The sequence below is a fragment of the Paraburkholderia eburnea genome (assembly GCF_002917095.1).
GTDB classification, from domain to species: Bacteria; Pseudomonadota; Gammaproteobacteria; order Burkholderiales; family Burkholderiaceae; genus Paraburkholderia; species Paraburkholderia eburnea.
Map to the genome: position 1 here is coordinate 1 of NZ_PQGA01000053.1, position 1,282 is coordinate 1,282.

The window sequence follows — 1,282 nt, forward strand, 5'->3', positions numbered from 1 at the left end:
GTGTACAGACTGGAGACATAGCTGACAGGTGTACGAGGACATGGTTGACACTTTCGGGCAATCGAACGCCCGGAGCCACCTATGCCCTGGAACGTAAAAGACACCATGAATCTCAGACAGGAATTCGTCAGTCTGGCAACTGCACAGGATCTGCCGTTCAGCGAGCTATGCCGGCGCTTTGGCATCAGCCGCCAGACCGGCTACAAATGGCTCGATCGCCACAAGGCGCAGGGCGTGCAGGGTCTGGCCGACCAGTCGCGCCGCCCTCATCACAGCCCGACGCGCTCACCGCAACACGTCGTAGAGGTCGTGCTTGAACTGCGTCGCCAGTACGGCTGGGGAGGACGCAAGATCGAGCGTCGCCTGCGTGACCTGGGCCATGCGCAGGTGCCCGCGCCGGCCACGATTACCGGGATCCTGCGCCGTCACGGGCTGCTCCAGCCCAACGAGTGCGCGCAGCGCCAGCACTGGCATCGCTTCGAACACGAGCATCCGAATTCGCTCTGGCAGATGGATTTCAAGGGTGAATTTCAGACGCTGGAGAGCGGGCGCTGCATGCCGCTGACCGTGATCGACGATCACTCACGCTTTAACATCGTGCTGGCCGCGTGCGCGCGCACGACCACGCAGGTGGTGCAGGGCGAGCTTGCGCAGGCGTTCCGTTGCTACGGGCTGCCGTCGCGCATCAACACCGATAACGGCGCACCATGGGGCTCGCCCAGTGCCCCTGGACAGCTGACGGAACTGGCCGTGTGGCTGATCCGGCTGGGTATCCATGTGAGCTACAGCCGACCGTATCACCCGCAGACCAACGGCAAGGATGAGCGGTTTCACCGCTCACTGAAGGCAGAAGTGCTGGCGCGTCATGCGTTCATTACGCACGCACACGTGCAGCAGGAACTGCAGCGCTGGCGCCACGTGTACAACACGCAGCGCCCGCATGAGGCACTTGGAATGGCAACGCCGATTACGCGCTACAGGCCCAGTGCTCGTGCCATGCCGGATCGGTTGCCCGAACTGCAATACGGTCCCGGCGACGAAGTGCTGCGGGTCAATTCAAACGGCGTGGTGCGCCTGCACGGGCGGGCGCTGCGGCTATCGATCGCGCTGAAGGGACTCGACGTGGCGGCTCGTCCGAAGGACGGCGAAGATGGCGTCATCGAGCTCTGGTTTGCGCATCACCGCCTCACAGAACTTGACCTGAAGACCGTAAAAACCTGAGCATCATGTGTCAACCATGTCCTCGTACATGTGTCAACCATGTCTCCAGTCTGTACACCGC

Annotated in this window: 1 protein-coding gene; it reads left to right on the forward strand. The window is 62.3% G+C overall.

From position 1 onward, the window contains the following. Window positions 1-81: 81 nt before the first annotated feature. The gene (locus tag B0G62_RS31000; protein WP_103707978.1) at window positions 82-1,221 is read left to right on the forward strand and encodes an IS481 family transposase; all 1,140 of its coding nucleotides are present in this window, start codon (window positions 82-84) and stop codon (window positions 1,219-1,221) included. The last annotated feature ends 61 nt before the right edge of the window (window positions 1,222-1,282 follow it).

Coding starts and splice junctions, on each gene's coding strand:
- B0G62_RS31000 (WP_103707978.1), top strand. CDS start 82: ATGCCCTGGAACGTAAAAGACACCATGAATCTCAGACAGGAATTCGTC.